This is a genomic window from Rhodococcus sp. Z13 (assembly GCF_025837095.1).
Classification (GTDB): domain Bacteria; phylum Actinomycetota; class Actinomycetes; order Mycobacteriales; family Mycobacteriaceae; genus Rhodococcus; species Rhodococcus sacchari.
This window is the reverse complement of the sequence record NZ_CP107551.1, coordinates 2762829-2780295: the sequence shown is the minus strand read 5'-3', so window position 1 is coordinate 2780295 and position 17467 is coordinate 2762829. Positions and strand designations below refer to the sequence as shown.

At 69.6% G+C, this 17467-nt stretch carries 17 protein-coding genes and 1 tRNA gene; 7 read left to right on the top strand and 11 right to left on the bottom strand.

What is annotated here, in order from left to right:
* Positions 1–94: 94 nt before the first annotated feature.
* From OED52_RS12645 to aceE, 6 genes are all read right to left on the bottom strand, one after another.
* Positions 95–1525 (bottom strand): acyl-CoA carboxylase subunit beta, encoded by a 1431-nt coding sequence (locus OED52_RS12645; RefSeq protein ID WP_264151231.1) that lies wholly within the window; start codon positions 1523–1525, stop codon positions 95–97.
* Positions 1526–1618: 93 nt separating this feature from the next.
* The gene (locus OED52_RS12640; protein ID WP_264154688.1) at positions 1619–2863 is read right to left on the bottom strand and encodes a KasA/KasB family beta-ketoacyl-ACP synthase; all 1245 of its coding nucleotides are present in this window, start codon (positions 2861–2863) and stop codon (positions 1619–1621) included.
* 8 nt (positions 2864–2871) lie between these two features.
* Positions 2872–3150, bottom strand: a complete 279-nt coding sequence (gene acpM, locus OED52_RS12635) for a meromycolate extension acyl carrier protein AcpM (RefSeq protein WP_264151230.1) — start codon at positions 3148–3150, stop codon at positions 2872–2874.
* Positions 3151–3268: 118 nt separating this feature from the next.
* Positions 3269–4186, bottom strand: a complete 918-nt coding sequence (locus OED52_RS12630) for an ACP S-malonyltransferase (protein ID WP_264151229.1) — start codon at positions 4184–4186, stop codon at positions 3269–3271.
* Positions 4187–4314: 128 nt separating this feature from the next.
* Positions 4315–5625 carry a PucR family transcriptional regulator gene (locus OED52_RS12625; RefSeq protein WP_264151228.1) on the bottom strand — a complete coding sequence of 437 codons (1311 nt, stop codon included), beginning with the start codon at positions 5623–5625 and terminating at the stop codon, positions 4315–4317.
* Positions 5626–5686: 61 nt separating this feature from the next.
* Positions 5687–8533 carry a pyruvate dehydrogenase (acetyl-transferring), homodimeric type gene (gene aceE / locus OED52_RS12620; RefSeq protein ID WP_264151227.1) on the bottom strand — a complete coding sequence of 949 codons (2847 nt, stop codon included), beginning with the start codon at positions 8531–8533 and terminating at the stop codon, positions 5687–5689.
* 328 nt (positions 8534–8861) lie between these two features.
* Between aceE and OED52_RS12615 the strand changes: the two genes are divergently transcribed.
* From OED52_RS12615 to OED52_RS12600, 4 genes are all read left to right on the top strand, one after another.
* Positions 8862–9284: a DUF3052 domain-containing protein gene (locus tag OED52_RS12615; RefSeq protein WP_264151226.1), complete on the top strand. Its 423-nt coding sequence runs from the start codon at positions 8862–8864 to the stop codon at positions 9282–9284.
* A 36-nt stretch (positions 9285–9320) separates the two neighbouring features.
* On the top strand, positions 9321–9785 hold the full coding sequence (locus OED52_RS12610; RefSeq protein ID WP_264151225.1) for a peroxiredoxin: 465 nt from the start codon (positions 9321–9323) through the stop codon (positions 9783–9785).
* 33 nt (positions 9786–9818) lie between these two features.
* Positions 9819–9890 (top strand) — tRNA-Val (locus OED52_RS12605).
* A gap of 127 nt (positions 9891–10017) precedes the next feature.
* On the top strand, positions 10018–10863 hold the full coding sequence (locus OED52_RS12600) for an SDR family NAD(P)-dependent oxidoreductase (RefSeq protein WP_264151224.1): 846 nt from the start codon (positions 10018–10020) through the stop codon (positions 10861–10863).
* Between the two features lie 63 nt (positions 10864–10926).
* Here OED52_RS12600 and OED52_RS12595 read toward each other — a convergent pair whose 3' ends face one another.
* From OED52_RS12595 to OED52_RS12575, 5 genes are all read right to left on the bottom strand, one after another.
* Complete coding sequence (locus OED52_RS12595; protein WP_264151223.1) at positions 10927–11526, bottom strand: DUF2510 domain-containing protein; 600 nt, start codon at positions 11524–11526, stop codon at positions 10927–10929.
* A gap of 227 nt (positions 11527–11753) precedes the next feature.
* A complete protein-coding gene (locus tag OED52_RS12590; RefSeq protein ID WP_264154687.1) occupies positions 11754–12110 on the bottom strand; it encodes a DUF5655 domain-containing protein in 357 nt (118 codons plus the stop codon).
* A 29-nt stretch (positions 12111–12139) separates the two neighbouring features.
* Positions 12140–12970 carry an SURF1 family cytochrome oxidase biogenesis protein gene (locus OED52_RS12585; RefSeq protein WP_264151222.1) on the bottom strand — a complete coding sequence of 277 codons (831 nt, stop codon included), beginning with the start codon at positions 12968–12970 and terminating at the stop codon, positions 12140–12142.
* Between the two features lie 28 nt (positions 12971–12998).
* Complete coding sequence (locus OED52_RS12580; protein ID WP_264154686.1) at positions 12999–13454, bottom strand: low molecular weight protein-tyrosine-phosphatase; 456 nt, start codon at positions 13452–13454, stop codon at positions 12999–13001.
* 4 nt (positions 13455–13458) lie between these two features.
* The gene (locus OED52_RS12575) at positions 13459–14157 is read right to left on the bottom strand and encodes an HAD hydrolase-like protein (protein ID WP_264151221.1); all 699 of its coding nucleotides are present in this window, start codon (positions 14155–14157) and stop codon (positions 13459–13461) included.
* 109 nt (positions 14158–14266) lie between these two features.
* Here OED52_RS12575 and OED52_RS12570 point away from each other — a divergent pair, with 109 nt between their 5' ends.
* The 3 genes from OED52_RS12570 (at position 14267) to OED52_RS12560 (ending at position 17377) form a co-directional block, all read left to right on the top strand.
* On the top strand, positions 14267–15409 hold the full coding sequence (locus OED52_RS12570) for a Nif3-like dinuclear metal center hexameric protein (protein WP_264151220.1): 1143 nt from the start codon (positions 14267–14269) through the stop codon (positions 15407–15409).
* An 82-nt stretch (positions 15410–15491) separates the two neighbouring features.
* Complete coding sequence (locus OED52_RS12565) at positions 15492–16229, top strand: zinc ribbon domain-containing protein (RefSeq protein ID WP_264151219.1); 738 nt, start codon at positions 15492–15494, stop codon at positions 16227–16229.
* Positions 16226–17377 (top strand): bifunctional RNase H/acid phosphatase, encoded by a 1152-nt coding sequence (locus tag OED52_RS12560; RefSeq protein WP_264151218.1) that lies wholly within the window; start codon positions 16226–16228, stop codon positions 17375–17377. The genes OED52_RS12565 and OED52_RS12560 overlap by 4 nt, the downstream gene beginning before the upstream one ends.
* The last annotated feature ends 90 nt before the right edge of the window (positions 17378–17467 follow it).

Genomic DNA, 17467 nt, shown 5'->3' with positions numbered 1-17467 from the left:
CGACGCCCTATCTCTCATAGACACGGCTCTCTCGTGGACACGGCACCGGCGCCGCTCGGAATCCGAGCGGCGCCGGTGCCGTCCGTGCTCCTCGTCAGAGCGGAATGTTCTTGTGCCGCGCCCGGACCGAGGGAGCCGCGGCGAGCGCAGCGGCGAGGGTGCTGCGGGTGACGGCGGGGTCGATCATCTCGTCGACGACGCCGATCGACATCGCCCGGCCGACACCGCCCGCGATGGCCTCGTGTTCGGCGGCGAGACGCTCGTGCAACGCCTCCCGCTCGTCGTCGGGAGCCGCGGCGAGGGCTTTGCGGTGCAGGATCTCCACTGCGGCCTTCGCGCCCATCACGGCCACTTCGGCCTCGGGCCAGGCGAACACGGCGGTGGCACCGAGGGCGCGGGAGTTCATCGCGATGTAGGCGCCGCCGTAGATCTTGCGGGTGACGAGCGTGACGCGCGGGACCCGGGCCTCGGCGAAGGCGTGGAGCAGCTTCGCTCCGCGCCGCACGACGCCTTCCCATTCCTGGCTCACACCCGGCAGATAGCCGGGGACGTCGACGATCACGACGAGCGGGACACCGAAGGCGTTGCACATCCGCACGAAACGCGCGGCCTTCTCGGCGCTCTCGGAGTTGAGGCAGCCGCCGAGGCGCAGCGGGTTGTTGGCGATGACGCCGACGGTGCGGCCGGCGAGACGGCCGAAGCCGGTGACGATGCTGCGGGCCCAACCGCCCTGGAGTTCCTCGAAGGTCGTCTCGCCGTCGACGTCGTCGAGGAGGGCGTGGACGATGGGTTTGACGTCATAGGCGCGACGCGGGGACGCGGGGAGCAGCGCGCGCAGATCGGTGTCGCCGAGAGCGGCTGCCTCGAGGTCGAATTCGCCCTGCTCGGCCAGCATGGCCACGAGGCGGCGGGCGCGGTCGAGGGCGTCCGGCTCGTCGTGGGCGGTGATGTGGGCGACGCCCGATTTCTTGTAGTGGGTGTCGGGTCCGCCGAGGGACTCCATGTCGACCTGCTCGCCGGTGACGCTGCGCACCACGTCGGGGCCGGTGACGAAGACACGGCCCTCGGGCGCCATGATGACGACGTCGGTCAGGGCGGGGCCGTAGGCGGCGCCGCCCGCGGCGAAACCGAGGACGACGGAGATCTGGGGGATCAGGCCCGACGCGCGGACCATGGCCTCGAAGACGAGACCGACGGCGTGGAGGGCCTCGACGCCCTCGGCCAGACGTGCTCCGCCGGAGTGGAAGACACCGACGACGGGGATCTCGCGCTCGATGGCGAGGTCGATGGCGGCGACGATGTGCCGGCAACCCTCGACGCCCATGGCGCCGCCCATGACGGTCGCATCGGAGCAGTAGGCCACCGTGCGGATGCCGTCGATGTCGCCGATGGCGGCGAGGACACCGGACCGGTCGCGTTCGTGGAGCAGTTCCAGGCTGCCCGGATCGAACAGTTTCTCGAGGCGGGCCAGCGGATCACGTGGGTCCACCGCCGTGTTGCTGAGGGTGGGATCCAGGACGGTCATGGGGTGCTCCTCGGGCAGACGCCGTGGTGGTGGGGCTGCGGCGGGGACCTCCTGGAGGAAGTCCCCACCGCAGGGGCGAACGGGCGCAGTCGGTCAGGCGCGACCGAAAGCGAGCGCCACGTTGTGCCCACCGAAACCGAACGAGTTGTTCAGCGCGAAATCGATCTGCCCGTAACGCGGTTCGCCCTTGACCACGTCGAGATCGATCTCTGGATCCTGGTTCTCGAGATTCAGCGTGGGCGGGATGACCCCGTCACGCAGCGCCAGGACCGTGAGCACTGCTTCGAGTGCACCGACCGCGCCGATCGAATGACCGAGTGCGGACTTCGGTGCGTACACCGCGGCGTGGTTGCCCACGGCCGCGTTGATGGCCTTGGCCTCGGCCACGTCACCGATGGGGGTCGCCGTCGCATGGGCGTTGATGTGCCCCACATCGGTCTTGGTGATGCCCGCGGTCTCGATCGCCCGCGTCATCGCCCGTGCCGCGCCGGTGCCTTCCGGATCCGGTGCGACGATGTGGTAGCCGTCCGAGGTGATACCGGCCCCGAGGAGGCGGGCGTGGATCCGCGCGCCACGTGCCTTGGCGTGCTCCTCGCTCTCGAGGACCATCAGTGCGCCGGCCTCACCGAAGACGAAGCCGTCGCGATCCTTGTCGAACGGCCGCGAGGCGCCTTTCGGGTCGTCGTTGCGGGTGCTCAGCGCCCGCATCATCGAGAAGCCCGCGGTGGCGACCGCGTCGAGCTGGCCCTCGACACCGCCGGTGACGACGATGTCGGCGTCGCCGAACGCGATCATGCGGAACGCGTGGGCGATCGCCTCGGATCCGGACGAGCACGCCGAGACGGGCGTGATGACCCCGGCGCGGGCGCCGAGTTCGAGCCCGACGGTGGCCGACGGCCCGTTGGGCATGATCATCTGCACCGCGAACGGCGACACCTTGCGGTAGCCGCCGTCGCGGAGCTTGTCGACCGCGTCGATGAGGGCTTCGCCGCCGCCGAGGCCGGTGCCGATGACGACACCGAGACGGTCCTGGTCGACCTCCGGGCTCCCGGCGTTCTCCCAGACGGTGCGGCCGAGGGTGAGCGCGAGGCGCTCGACGAAGCTCATACGCCGCAGTTCGACGCGGGACAGTCCCTCGTCGGGGCTGACCTTGAGTGTGCCACCGATGCGGACGGGAAGATCGAACTCGTCGACGAAGTCGCGCTCGATGGTGCCGATCCCGCTCTCACCGGCCAGGAGTGCCTTCCAGGTGGCGTCCACGTCGCCGGCGATCGACGTCGTAGCCGCGAGGCTGGTGACGACGACGTTCCGCAGTGTCCGAGGAGAAGGGGAGGTCACGGCAGAGCTCACTCGTTGTCGTTCGTGGCCTGGACGCCGTCGGCCTCGAGCTTCTGGATGTAGTTGACGGCGTCACCGACGGTGCGGAGGCTGGCGAGATCCTCGTCCGGGATCTTGACGCCGTACTTGTCCTCGGTCTGGACGGCGATCTCGACCATGGACAGCGAGTCGATGTCGAGGTCGTCGACGAAGGACTTCTCGATGGTCACCTCGGAGGGCTCGATACCGGTGACCTCTTCGATGATCTCGGCGAGACCGGCGATGATTTCTTCCTGAGTGGCGGCCACGACGTGGCTCCCTTCTTCGTCTGTCGACTTTGTCGTATCGACCCGGCCGGATGTTTCCGTCCGGGGCCCGGGATGTCCCGGTGAGGTGCCCGTGCTGTGCGACGGCGCGCGCAGCAACCTAACCGAGTTGGAGGGATTCGGCCAGAGCGGAGATCTCCGCGGGGGTCTTGAGGGCGACCGTGGGGGTGCCGCGCATCTCGCGCTTGGCGATACCCACGAGCGTGCCGGCCGGGGGCAGCTCGACGATCCGGCTCACCTGTGCCTCCCGCAGGTGAGCGGTGCACAGATCCCACCGGACGGGCCGGGTGACCTGGGCGGCGAGCCGCTCGAGCGCTTCGCGCCCGGACGTGACCGGCTTGCCGTCGTAGTTCGACAGCAACGTGCGGGTCGGATCGGCGGGGGTGATCTTCGCCGCGGCGGCGGCCACGGCGTCCTGCGCCGGGGCCATGAATCGGGTGTGGAAGGCCCCGGCGACCGGGAGTGCCCGGACGCGTGCCTTCTCCGGCGGGTTCGCGGCGAGTTCCTCGAGCGCGTCGAGGCGCCCGGCCGCGACGATCTGGCCCGCCGCGTTCATGTTGGCGGGGGTCAGATCCAGTTCCTCGAGGCGCGCGAGCACCTCGTCCTCGGCGCCGCCGAGCACGGCGGACATACCGGTGGGTTCGAGTGCACAGGCCTTGGCCATCTCGGCGCCGCGGATCGCGGCGAGCGCGACGGCGTCGTCGGCGGTGATGACTCCGGCGACCGCGGCGGCGGCGAGCTCGCCGACCGAGTGTCCGGCCACGATCGTGTCCGCGGGGACCAGGCCCTGCCGCTCGAGCTCCTCGAAGGCCAGCAGTGCGGAGGCCACGACGAGCGGCTGGGTCACCGCCGTGTCCGTGATCTCCTCCGCGGTGGCGGTGGTGCCGAGTCGCTCCAGATCGAGTCCGGACGTGTTCGACCACTTCTCGATGCGCTCACGCGCGCCGGACTGCTCGAGCCACGGGGCGAGCATTCCGGGTGTCTGAGACCCCTGACCGGGGGCGAGCAGCGAAATCACGATCCCAAGAGAACACCCCGGACCCGCCGCCGCGAGATGTCGGTGACGATGAAACGTCGGCCTCACTTTTGTAGGGTTCCCACAAATCTGCACGTCGGCGTGGGCAATCGGTCCGAGGGCCGGAAGTGTTACGTGTCCGATTTGCGAATTGTGAAGCGGGAGACCGGTGGTGCAGGTGTTCTCATTTCGTTATGCGTTCGTGCCAGTCGGCCCACGGTAGCGGCTGTCCGCAACACGTACGCATCGCGCGGATTTGTGGGATCCCGACCCGTCACTTCTGTGATCCGCTTCAATCGATACCGCACGGTATTTGGATGAACAAACAGCTTTCGCGCGCAGGTCTCGACAGCACCCCCACTGTCGAGGTATGCGTCCAACGTGTCGGCCAGCGCCGGCCCGGCCGCCGACAACGGCGCCACGATGTAGTCGTCGAGCGCGGCGATCGCCGCCGGATCGCCGAGCAGCGCGCGTTCGGGCAGCAGCTCACCGGCGTGCACCGGTCGCGGAGCTCCCGGCCAGCCCGCCACCGCCTCCATCCCCGCCAGCGCCTCCACCGCGGACGCGTGCGCGGACGCCAGTGACGGGGTCGTCGGGCCGATCACCACCGGATCCTCCGAGAAGGCCCGCATCAGCTCGTCGCGGAACTCCAGTGCCTCCGGCGAACCGTGCAGCTCCCCGCTGACCACCATCACCAGCCGCTCGCCCTGCACCACGGCCAGTGCGGCCCGTCCGTGCAGCTGGGCGATGTCGTGCACCGTGGTGACCACCGAGACCCCCTCCTCGGGCGGAGGAGTGCCGACGATGACGGTCGCCGGGGCGGTCGCGTCCCAGTTGAGCGTCGCCGCCTGCGACTGCATGTCCGGGCCGGGGTCACCGCGCACCACCGCGTCGACGACCAGGGCCTCGAGTCGGGTGTCCCACGCGCTGCGCGACTCCGCGGCACTCGCGTAGACCGCCGCCGCGGCGAAGCCGAGCTCGCGGCCGTACCGCAGGATCGCCTCGGTGAGCGCGGTCAGCTGCTCCTCGTTGCGGGCCAGCGCCGGCAGCCATTGCTCGAAGAACTCCATCGCGGCGCGGACCATCTCCACCGTCTGCCGCAGGGTCAGGCTCCGGGCCAGCTCCTGCGGGATGACCTGGAACGCGTCGAAACCGAACCGGATGTCGTTCTCGGGATCGCGGACCCATTCGAGGAAATCGACCACCGACGTCTGGATGACCAGCTGGACCGTCGCCCGCTGGGAGGCGTCGAGATCGGCGAAGAACGGCAGTTGCTCCTGCATGACGTGCACGGCCTCGGTGGCGAGGCGTCCGGAGAACTGCTTGACCCGGCGGAGCAATGCGTCGGGCAGGGGCGCCCGCTCGGGACGCCGAAGGGGTACCGGGCGCTCACGGGGAGCACCCGGTACCCGTGTGATCCGGCGGGGCGGCTCGTCGACCATGGGTCGAAACTACCCAAGGGCCCCGGTGTCCGGGGTCACGAGCCTCCGTGGAGTGGTGACCTCAGGCGACGCCGGGATCCGCCATCGACACCGGCGCGGCGGTGACGTCGTCGATGCGGTACTTGCGTGCCGCCTCGACCGCCTTCTCGCGATCGATCGCGCCGTCGCGCCCCAGGGCCGCGAGCACCGCGACGACCGTCGACTCGGCGTCGATGTTGAACACACGACGCGCCGCCGGACGGGTGTCGGAGAAACCGAACCCGTCGGCACCGAGCACCGTGTAGTCGCCCGGAACCCACTTGCGGATCTGGTCCGGCACGGCACGCATCCAGTCGGAGACCGCCACGAACGGACCGGCCGCGTCGCTGAGCACCGACGCGACGTACGGCACCGGGGCATCCTCGCCCGGGTTCAGCAGCGCCTGCCGGTCGCACTCGACACCGTCCCGGCGCAACTCGCCCCACGAGGTGACCGACCAGACGTCCGCCGAGACACCCCACTCGTCGGCGAGGAGTTCCTGCGCGCGCAGCGCCTCGGGCATCATCACGCCCGACACCAGGATCTGCGCCTTCGGACCGGACTCCTGGCCCCGCTTGTACAGGTAGATGCCCTTGAGCAGGCCCTCGACGTCGAGATCCTCCGGCTCGGCCGGCTGCGCGTAGGGCTCGTTGTAGACGGTGATGTAGTAGAAGACGTCCTCACCGCCGAACCCGTCGACACCCTCGGTCCCGCCGTACATGCGGCGCAGACCGTCGCGGAAGATGTGCGCGATCTCGTAGGAGAACGCCGGGTCGTAGGTCACCGCCGCCGGGTTGGTCGACGCCAGCAGCTGCGAGTGCCCGTCGGCGTGCTGCAGACCCTCACCGGTCAGCGTGGTGCGACCGGCCGTGGCGCCGAGCACGAAACCGCGGGCCATCTGATCGGCCGCCGCCCACAGGCCGTCGCCCGTGCGCTGGAAACCGAACATCGAGTAGAAGATGTACACCGGGATCATCGGCTCGCCCTGCGTGGCGTAGGACGTGCCGACCGCCGTGAACGACGCCGTCGAACCGGCCTCGTTGATGCCCTCGTGCAGGATCTGCCCGACCGGGCTCTCCTTGTACGCCAGCATGAGGTCGGCGTCCACCGAGGTGTACAGCTGGCCGTTGCGGTTGTAGATCTTCAGCGACGGGAACCACGAGTCCATACCGAAGGTGCGGGCCTCGTCCGGGATGATCGGCACGATGCGCGGGCCGATCTCCTTGTCGCGCAACAGTTCCTTGAGCACACGCACCGCCGCCATCGTGGTGGCGACCTCCTGCTTGCCCGAACCCTTGCGGACCACCTCGTAGGTCTTGTCCTCGGGCAGCTTCAGCGGCTTCGCGTTCGTGCGGCGCTCCGGCAGGAAACCGCCGAGGGCCCTGCGCCGCTCGAGCATGTACTGGATCTCGGGGGCGTCGAAACCGGGGTGGTAGTACGGCGGCATCTTCGGATCCTTCTCGAGCTCGGCGTCCGAGATCGGGATCCGCTGCAGGTCGCGGAAGTACTTCAGGTCCTCGAGGGTGAGCTTCTTCATCTGGTGGGTCGCGTTACGGCCCTCGAAGTGCTTACCGAGCGTGTAGCCCTTGATGGTGTGCGCGAGGATCACCGTCGGCTGACCCTTGTGCTCCATCGCCGCCTTGTAGGCCGCGTAGATCTTGCGGTAGTCGTGGCCGCCGCGCTTGAGATTCCAGATCTCCTGGTCGGTGAGGTCCTTGACCAGCTCCTTCGTGCGCGGATCGCGGCCGAAGAAGTGCTCACGCACGAACGCACCGTCGTTCGCCTTGTACGTCTGGTAGTCGCCGTCCGGCGTGACGTTCATGAGATTGACGAGCGCGCCGTCCTTGTCGGCGTGCAGCAGGGCGTCCCACTCGCGGCCCCAGACCACCTTGATGACGTTCCAGCCGGCGCCTCGGAAGAACGATTCCAGCTCCTGGATGATCTTGCCGTTGCCGCGGACCGGGCCGTCGAGACGCTGCAGGTTGCAGTTGACGACGAAGGTGAGGTTGTCGAGACCCTCGGTCGCGGCGACGTGCGCCAGGCCCCGCGACTCGGGCTCGTCCATCTCACCGTCGCCGAGGAACGCCCACACGTGCTGGTCGGAGGTGTCCTTGATGCCGCGGTCGTGCAGGTAGTGGTTGAACCGCGCCTGGTAGATGGCGTTCATGGGACCGAGGCCCATCGACACCGTCGGGTACTCCCAGAAGTTCGGGAGCAGCCGCGGGTGCGGGTAGGACGGCAGGCCACCGCCGAACGAGGCGTGGCTGTGCTCCTGACGGAAACCGTCGAGCTGGTCCGCGCTGATGCGACCCTCGAGGAAGGCGCGGGCGTAGATGCCGGGGGAGGCGTGGCCCTGGATGAACACCTGGTCGCCGCCGCCCGGATGGTCCTTGCCGCGGAAGAAGTGGTTGAAACCGACCTCGTAGAGCGCCGCCGACGACGCGTAGGTGGAGATGTGGCCACCCACGCCGACACCCGGGCGCTGCGCGCGGGTGACCATGATCGCCGCGTTCCAACGGATGTAGGCGCGGTAGCGGCGCTCGACCTCCTCGTCACCGGGGAACCACGGTTCGCTCTCGGTGGGGATGGTGTTGACGTAGTCGGTGGAGGTCAGAGCGGGAAGCGACACCTTGCGCTCGTTCGCGCGCTCGAGCATGCGCAGAAGAAGGTAACGTGCGCGGGTCGGGCCCTCCGCGTCGAGCATCCCGTCGAACGACTCGAGCCACTCTTCGGTTTCCGCCGGGTCGATGTCCGGCAGGTAGGAGGCCACACCCTCGCGGATGACCCGGACACGGTTGTCCTTGCCCGCAGGCTTGGCCGAGGGACCCGTTCCCGACGCGCCCGGTGCGGCGCCTTCACGGGAGTCGGATCCGTGGATCAGGTCTGTCAACGTCTGCTCCTCATCGTGGTGGGCGCGCAGGTGGGGCGCCCTCTCCGTAGGTCGGCTCTTGTGGGAGCCGACGCAATCGACATCTGAACATGATGCACCCCTCATCTTCCCCCATCGGTCCGGAAGGATCACGTCGGAGTACGACGGAACCGACAGTGTGGGAGGTTCGTGAGAGAGGGGCGTACGGTCCGGTGGGAAAGATTCTCCTCTGTTTCCCCGCGATTCGGGTTGCGCAGAGCCCGCCGACGATGTTCGCTTTGACCAATTGCTCGACACACACCGGTACGCGGACCCGCATCGCGCACCACGAACGTTAGGAGGAGCCACCGTGGTCGCCGCGGCGGATGCCAAGAACTACGTCTCGAAGCTCGGTATCACTCACGACCACGTGGTGCAGGAACTCGGTTGGGACGAGGACACCGATGACGAGTTGCGAGCCGCCATCGAGGAGATCACCGGCACGGAACTCCTCGACGAGGACTCGGACGAGGTCGTCGACGTCGTTCTGCTGTGGTGGCGCGACAGCGACGGCGATCTCGTCGACACGCTGATGGACGCCATCACCCCGCTCTCCGACGAAGGTGTCGTGTGGGTGCTCACCCCCAAGACCGGTCGCCCCGACCACGTCGAGCCCAGCGAGATCGCCGAATCCGCGACCACCGCCGGCCTCACCCAGACGTCGACCGCGAACCTGGGAGACTGGATCGGCAGCCGGCTGGTGCAGCCGAAGTCCGGTCGCCCCCGCCGCTGACCGAAGATCCCCACCGAACGAAGGACTGTTCCGAGCATGGCTCTCGCTGTGGGCTCCGAAGCCCCCGATTTCACTCTCAAGGACCAGAACAACCAGGAAGTCACGCTGTCCGGCTTCCGGGGCAAGAAGAACGTGCTCCTGGTGTTCTACCCGCTCGCCTTCACCGGTGTGTGCCAGGGCGAGCTGTGCGCCGTCCGCGACGACCTGCCCACCTTCGAGAACGACGACACCGCCGTCCTCGCCGTGTCCGTGGGCGCATCGCCCACCCACAAGGTGTGGGCCGCCGAGCAGGGCTACACCTTCCCGCTGCTGTCCGACTTCTGGCCGCACGGCGCCGTCGCGCAGGCCTACGAGGTCTTCAACGACAAGCTCGGCTTCGCGAACCGTGGCACCTTCGTCATCGACAAGGACGGCATCATCCGGTTCTCCGAGGAGAACCAGCCCGGAGAGCCCCGTGACCAGGGCGCTTGGGCCAGAGCGCTCGCCGCGCTAAAGTCCTGAGGCGACGTCGGCGGCGACAGCCGTCGACCGTCCGGGCGTGTAGCTCAGTGGTAGAGCTCTGGTTTTACACACCAGCGGTCGGGGGTTCGAAACCCTCCGCGCCCACATCCAGACATCGAATCCGGTGGTTCCGGCCCGCGCCGAGCGGGGGCGGGAACCACCGGATTTTTCTGGGCGTCGGTACCGGAACATGGGATCGTGGGTGAAGCCGCCGCACGAGGGATGTGATCCCATGAAGAGCCTGCGCAACAAGGTCGCACTGCTGACCGGAGCTTCCGGTGGAATCGGGCACGCCGTCGCCCGGGCGCTGGCGACGGAAGGCGTGGACGTCGCTGTGTCCGGCAGACGCGCCGACGTCCTCGAGGCGCTGGCCCGGGACCTGCGCGACAGAGGTGTCCGGGCCGCAGTGGTGCCCGCCGACCTCGCGGACCTCGATCGGGTCGACAGCGTGGTGGACCGCACCGAGGAGGCGCTCGGCCCCGTCGACCTGCTGATCAACAACGCCGGGGTCGAGAGCTGCGCGTCGTTCACCCGTCGCACCCGGGAGGACCTGACCGCGACGGTCGACCTGAACCTCACCGCGCCGATGCTGCTCACCCACCGCGTGCTGCCCGGGATGCTCGAGCGAGGGGCGGGGCACGTCGTGTTCATGAGCTCTGTCGCCGGGAAGCGGGGCGCTGCCTATCAGGGTCCGTACTGCGCCAGCAAAGCCGGTCTCGTGACGCTGGTCCAGTCCCTGCGTACCGAGTACGCGAGCACCCCTGTGGGGTTCTCCGTCGTCTGTCCTGGCTTCGTCGCCGGTGACGGAATGTTCCAGCGTTACCTGGACGAGGGGCTGACGCCGCCGCGGGCGCTCGGCCACACGACACTCGATCGGGTGGCGGGGAAAGCGCTCGTCGCGATCCGGCGGGACCTGCCGGAGGTCCAGGTCAACGGGATCCCGGTGCGCCCGGTCCTGGCGCTCGCCGAGATCGCGCCCCGGCTTGCCGAGCGCGTCGTCCCGTGGTTCGGGGCGGACAGGTTCTTCCGCCGTGCCAGTGCCGACCGCGGCCTGCTCGACTCGGCAGCGGAGAGGTGACGTCGATTTCGGTGGATCCGACCTCGCTCAGCGGGGCCGGACCCACACAACTCCCGGCTCGGCTCAGAACGCGTCGTTGATGGTGATCCGGTCGTAGTCCGTCGGGAAGTCGTCGCTGCTGATGCAGTTCAGCGTCGTGGTCTGTCCCACCGGGATCTGTTCCGTCGTGCAGTCGACCAGTGCCACGACCTCGTTGCCCGCCATGAACTTGATTTCCACGAGGGCACCGTCCCGGTCGTCACGAGAGTTCGTCACTTTCAGGTTCTCGACGGTGACGCCACCCAACCCGTCGTCGGCGACCGCCCAGCCGGGTGCGTACCGGAATCCGGCGACCTCGAAGGGCCGGCCTTCGACGATGGTGAGGGGATTGTCGGGGCCACCCGGCCGGGCGTTCTCCGCCTGCCCGGATTCGATGGCCTCGTTCACCTCGTTGGCTGCCACTCCGAGGAAGGCGACACATCCGCCGACGACGAGAACGACCACGGCGAGCAGCGCGAGCAGGATGTTCCGCGTGGTGTGCGACTTCTTGGGCGGGGGTGCCTGCGGAGGAACACCGCCCTGCGTCCGGTCGGTCCACGCTTTGCCGTCCCACCACCGCATCACCCCACTGGGATCGGGATAGAAGCCCGGAGACGGCTGGGACGATTCTGGAGGTTGGGACATCGGTTTCCCCGTCCACTCGACACGCACGGCGGGCGGTGCCCGTTTCCGGGAACGGTACGGACGGCCGTCGGCGGGGGGTTGCGATTCGGTCGGGCAGAGCCGTTCCGAGTGCGACTTGTGACAACTCCGTAGTAATCCGTAGTAATGAAGCGGCTCGTCACCCGAGCGATCGACGAGATCCGGTGTTCTCGACTGCGTATGAGGAAGTCGAGAACACCGGATCGGAGTCAGGGACGGCCTGCGGCGGTGCGGTAGGCCTCCTCGAGCAGCGCGATGAAATGGTCGTCGAGCTCGTCGACGGACGACACGCTCAGCCGGTGCGTCGTGACGGGGCCCTTGTTCGGGAACACCTCGCGCAGCGTGCGATGGTGGACGCGCTTGGGCAGATCCAGCGCGACCTCCAGCCGCGACGAATAGACGAACGCCGCGGCGAAGACGCGGGTGCGGGACCAGGAGATCTCCGACGAGTGCACCTGCTCGGTGACGTCGTCCCCGAGGTCCAGGATCATCGCGCGCACCCGCCGGAAGACGTCGACGGCCGCCGGATCCTTGTCGGCCAGATAGTCGTCGACGGTGACGTACATCGGGGACTCCTCGAGTCGGGGCAGGGCGGTCACCGGGGGCGGCCGTATCGATCGGCGAGCTTCTCGGCCGTGGTGCGCGGAGCCGGCTCGACGGGCGCCTCCGGGGTCCCGGCCGCCGCGGCCTTCGCCTTGCGGCGCTCCCGCAGCTCCGCCCACACGAAGTAGCCCAGGCCGAGCGGCGCCATGATCCCGAACGCGAGCCACTGCAGCCCGTACGACAGGTACGGACCCGAATCGAGCTGGGGGAGCGGCACCACACCGAGCCCACCGGGCTGGTCGGCGTCGAGTTGCAGGTAGACGTCCTCGAGCTCGAGACCCGTCAGCGACGCGACCTGCGGGGCATCGATGAAGTACACCTGCTGGTAACCGGCGTCGGTGAACGGGTCCTTGCCCGGCACCGTGCCCTCGGACATGCGGATGCGGGCGTCGAGGGTGACCGGTCCGGTCGGCGCCGGAGGGATCTCGGGCACCTCGGTGCCCTGCACCGGACGCACGTAACCGCGGTTGACCAGGATCGTGCGGCCGTCGTTCAGCGCGAGCGGGGTCAGCACCTCGTAGGCGGGCTTGGACTCGACGCTGCGCAACCGCACCAGCACGTCCGAGTCCGGCAGGTAGCTGCCCTCCGCGACAACACGACGCCACTCGTCGTCGATCGTCGGCCCGTCACCGCCCAGCAGGTCGCCGACGGGCACCGGATCCTGGGCCATCGACGCGGAGATCCGTGCGTTGCGCTCCTCGGTGTCCGTGTTCTTGCCGAGCTGCCAGGGTGCGAGCACCGTGAAGCACGCATAGGCGAAGCCCACGACGACCAGGGCCAGGACGAGCCAGCCCGGGCGGAGGAGAAACGTCAATCGGCGCACAGATCCACGGTAGCCGGTGAAGTACGTCTCACTGCCGTCGCACCCAGTCGAGCAGACCCGGCACCGCAGCCTCGATCTGCTCGCGGACCAGCTCGAACTCGGCCAGCGACCCGTAGTAGGGGTCGGGCACCGAGTCGTCGTCGGCGTCCGGGTCGAACGAGCGCAGCAGCACCCGCCGGTCCGACGGCACTCCGAGCTGCGCGAGCGTGCGCTCGTGCGTGGTGGTCATCGCGACGACGAGATCCGCCGACAGGTGCTCGGCGCCGAGCTTCGCGGCACTGTGACCCGTCGGATAGCCGTGCTGCTGCAGCACCGCGTTGGTACGCGGATCGGCCTCGGACCCGACGTGCCAGCCGTGCGTGCCCGCGCTGGACACCCGCACCCTGTGGTCGAGACCCTCCCGGCGCAGGTGCTCGGCGAAGATCTTCTCGGCCATCGGGGACCGGCAGATGTTCCCCGTGCACACGAACGTCACGTGCAGCATGTGTTCAGCGTCCACCGGTGAGCACCTCGCGCAGTTCGTCGACGTTCGCGGTCGTGCGGGCCGCCGCGCGACCCTCGTCGTCCGTGCCGTAACCCCACTCCACGAAGACGGTCGGGATGCCCCACCGGCCCGCGCCGTGGATGTCGTGCTCGCGGTCGCCGACCATCACCACACCCGGGGTGCCGCCCCCCGCGACGTCGCGCGGGACGACACCGAGCGCGGCGAGGCTGTGCGCGACCACGTCGGACTTGTGCCTGCGGCTGCCGTCGTCGCTGGCCCCGCCGATGAACTCGAAGTACCCGGCCAGCCCGAAGTGCTCGAGGATGCGCTCGGCGAAGGTCTGCGACTTCGAGGTCGCGACCGCCAGCCGGCTGCCCGCCGCCCGCACCGACTCCAGCAGCGCCTCGATCCCGTCGAAGACCGCGTTCTCGGCCCAGCCGGTGGCGGAGTAGTACTCCCGGTACGCGGCGAGACCCGCCGCGATCCGCGGCTCGTCCAGACCGAGGGTCTGCAGGGTGTCGCGCATCGGCGGTCCGAGCAGCCGTTCGAGCGCGCCCTCCGGCGCCGCGAAGCCGACCTTCTCGGCCGCGTGCAGGAACCCGTTGATCACCCCGGTCGCGGAATCGGTGAGCGTACCGTCCAGGTCGAACAGCACGACCGGAGCGGGAACGACGAGGGGATGCGTGTCTGCGAGAACGGTCACCGGGCCATTGTCCCCGGGCGTGGCCCATCGCGCCGCGTAGGGTCGTGCGGGTGGGAGGCCCGGCAGGAGGGCTCCTGCACCGGACACGTACAGCAATCGAGGAGGACACGTGACGGCGCCGACGCTGCGTGAGGTGATCGACGTTCTCGAGACGGCCTACCCCCCGTCGCTCGCGGAGAGCTGGGATTCGGTGGGCCTCGTGGCCGGGGACCCGGCCGAGCCGGTCCGCAAGGTGCTCCTCGCCGTGGACGCGACCGCCGCGGTCGTCGACGAGGCCCTCGACTGGGGTGCGCAGCTGCTGCTCGTGCACCACCCGCTGCTGCTGCGCGGCGTCGACACCGTCGGTGCCCACACCCCGAAGGGCGCTCTGATCCACCGCCTCATCCGGGGTGGCTGCGCGTTGTTCACCGCCCACACCAACGCCGACCGCGCCAACCCGGGCGTGTCCGACGCGCTCGCCGCGGTGCTGGGCCTGACCGGGCTGCGCCCCCTCGAACCCAAGCCGGAACCGGCCACCGACAAGTGGGTCGTCATGGTCCCCACCGACGCCGCGGACACGGTCCGCGCCGCGCTGTTCGCCGCCGGCGCCGGAGCACTCGGCAACTACCGCGAGTGTTGCTGGAGCACCAGCGGCACCGGGCAGTTCCGGCCCGTCGACGGCGCCGACCCCGCCATCGGCTCGGTCGGGGACCTCGAAACCGTCCCCGAGGACCGCATCGAGGTCGTCGCCCCGCGGCGGCTGCGGAAGGCGGTCCTCGCAGCCCTGCGGGCGGCGCATCCCTACGAGGAACCGGCCTTCGACGTCCTCGAACTCGCCGACCTGCCGAGCGACCGCGGGCTCGGGCGGGTGGGGGAGCTGCCGGAGACCCGGACGCTGCGCGAGTTCACCGCCGACGTCGCCGCGGCCCTGCCCGCCACCGAATGGGGTGTGCGCGGCGCCGGCGACCCGGACCGGCCCATCCGCACCGTCGCGGTGTGCGGCGGCTCGGGTGACTCCTTCCTGGCGACCGTCGCCGCCCTCGGGGTGGACGCCTACGTCACCGCCGACCTGCGGCACCATCCCGCCGACGAACATCTGCGTGCGGGTGGCCCGGCGCTGGTGGACGTCGCACACTGGGCGAGTGAGTATCCCTGGTGCGCCCAGGCCCGCGGCGTCCTCGACGGGGCGTTCGCCGAGCGCGACGGCTGGGAGTCGCGAGTGAGCGAACTGCGTACCGATCCCTGGACGACCGCGGCCCGCGCGGTACGGTAATCAGCTACGACACGCCCGTGCAGGGCCGGTGGCCGCACCGCCCGACACATCCCGATCATCACCGAAAGCAGGAACCACCCGAGTGAACGTCGAACCCACCGTGCAGGCCAAGCTCCTGTCCCTCGCTGCCGTGGACGCCGAGCTCAACCGCCTCGCGCACCGCCGTCGGACACTGCCCGAACAGCAGGAGGTGGACCGGCTCCAGGTCGAACGCAACGCCCGTAAGGACGCCGCGGTCGCCGTCGAGATCGTCCTCGACGATCTGGACCGCGACATCCGCAAGCTCGAGAGCGAGATCGAGGCCGTGCGCAAGCGTGCGGACCGCGACCGGTCGCTGCTCCAGAGCGGTTCGGTGGGATCCAAGCAGCTCACCGAACTGCAGCACGAGCTCGGCAGCCTCGAACGCCGCCAGTCCGTCCTCGAGGACGACCTGCTCGAGGTGATGGAACGCCGCGAGGCGTCCAAGGCCGACCACGACCACGCCGGCGCCCAGGTCTCGCAGATCGACGAGCAGATCGCCGACGCGATGCGGGCCCGCGACGAGGCCCTCGCCGACATCGAGGTCGCCGAGCAGCGCTGCCGCAGCGACCGCGAAGCCCTGCTCGCGGTGTTCCCGGACGAGTTGGTGGCCCTCTACGAGAAGCAGCGGGAGCGGGCGGGTATCGGTGCCGCCCTGCTGCAGGGCCGCCGCTGCGGCGCCTGCCGTCTCGAGCTCGATCGCGGTGAGATCGCCCGCATCGCGGCGACCCCCGCCGAGGTGCTCGTGCGCTGCCCCGAGTGCGACGCGATCATGGTGCGCACCAAGGAATCCGGCCTGTGACCAGGGTCGTCGTCGAAGCGGACGGCGGTTCCCGGGGCAATCCCGGCCCTGCCGGCTACGGCGCCGTGGTCTTCGACGCCGACCACCGCACGATCCTGGCCGAACGGCAGGCGAGCGTCGGCCGCGCCACCAACAACGTGGCCGAGTACAAGGGGCTCATCGCGGGCCTGACCGCCGCCGCCGAACTCGGCGCCGACGAGGTGGACGTCCGGATGGATTCCAAGCTCGTCGTCGAGCAGATGAGCGGTCGCTGGCAGGTCAAGCATCCGGACATGAAGCCGCTCGCCGCCGAGGCCCGGGCCCTGGCCGGACGCTTCGCGCGGGTGAGCTTCACCTGGATCCCGCGCGCCGAGAACGCCCACGCCGACCGCCTCGCCAACGAGGCGATGGACGCGGCCGCCGAGTCGGCCGGCGGGGATGCGGCCGCCGAGTCGGCCGACGGGGATGCGGCACAGGATCCCGTCGTGCAGGACTCCCGCGGGACCACCGCGCCGGATCCCGGGAAGACGTCCTCGCCCGGCTGGACCGGTGCGACCGGCACTCCGACGCGTCTGCTGCTGCTGCGGCACGGCCAGACCCCGCTGTCGGTCGAACGCCGCTATTCGGGGCGCGGTAACCCGCCGCTGACCGAACTCGGACGCGAACAGGCACTGGCCGCCGCCCGCCGGATCGGGGCGCGCGGCGGTGTCGCCGCCGTCGTGTCGTCGCCGCTCGGACGGGCCCGGGAGACCGCCACGGCCGCGGCCGACGCCCTCGGCCTGCCCTTGACCGTGCACGACGGTCTCATAGAGACCGACTTCGGGGACTGGGAGGGGCTCACCTTCGGGGAGGCCGCCGAGCGCGACCCCGAGCTGCACCGTCGCTGGCTGGGCGACACCTCGGTGCGGCCCCCGAAGGGGGAGAGCTTCGACGAGGTCGCCAAGCGGATCGAGGTGGTCCGCGACGACCTGCTCGCCGAGTACGGCGGCTCGACCGTCCTCGTCGTCTCCCACGTGACGCCGATCAAGACGTTCCTGCAGCTCGCGCTCGAATCCGGGCCGTCGCTGCTGTACCGCCTGCACCTGGACCTGGCCTCGCTGAGCATCGCGGAGTTCTATCCGGACGGTGGCTCGTCGGTGCGGCTGGTCAACGACACCTCGCACCTGTAACAGGGGAGCAGACAGACGAAAAGTGGCCGCGCAAGCATGTCGGGGGATTGCCTGCGCGGCCACTCACCCTGTCTATCGGGCCCACGCGAC